This window comes from Bartonella sp. AP57NXGY, assembly GCF_042195805.1.
Taxonomy (GTDB): Bacteria; Pseudomonadota; Alphaproteobacteria; order Rhizobiales; family Rhizobiaceae; genus Bartonella.
The window spans coordinates 1-513 of sequence record NZ_JBHIOZ010000708.1 but is presented as its reverse complement, the minus strand read 5'-3'; the positions used below and the strand labels follow the sequence as shown (position 1 = coordinate 513).

At 33.7% G+C, this 513-nt stretch carries 1 protein-coding gene and 1 pseudogene; both read right to left on the bottom strand.

Features of this window, described 5'->3' with window-relative positions; genetic code table 11:
• Positions 1-127, bottom strand: a pseudogene (locus ACFIL8_RS12745) (SMI1/KNR4 family protein); the annotation flags it as partial.
• A 20-nt stretch (positions 128-147) separates the two neighbouring features.
• On the bottom strand, positions 148-513 hold a 366-nt coding region (locus tag ACFIL8_RS12740; RefSeq protein ID WP_375690155.1), incomplete at its 5' end, for an HNH/ENDO VII family nuclease.

Below are 513 nucleotides of genomic sequence, written 5' to 3'. Positions count from 1 at the left end.
AACCAAGAGTTTTCTCTGCTTTTTCAATCAGTGCATCATCAACTGCTTCATCTGTAGAGCCAAAATCGATACTATCGCTATATTTATCAATTAATTGTACAACATCATCTAAAGTGTAAGTTTTCATAATTTGTTCTCCATAAATTGTTATTTTCTAGTTGCTATATCTTTATTTTCATAACCTTTAGCACGTTCTTTCCAGTATTTCTGTCTCCACAAAGCAAATGCATCCCTATCAATAGCTGATCCCATTGTGTTAGGATTAATGTGAATAGCAGAATGATGTTTATTATGAAACGCATTTGTAACTTCTGCTATGGGACCATCATGTGTTTGTAGCATATGGTGTAATTCAATAGGCTCGTTATCGAAACCTATAGGTGCTCTTCCTGTTTTCATTCTTTCAATATTTGTACCTGTCACTTTTTTCTTGTTGACTGTCCAACTAACAATCTGGTTAGGATCAAACAGATCATCTCTCTGATAGACTTTGTTTGTCTGAGTAATTTTTTC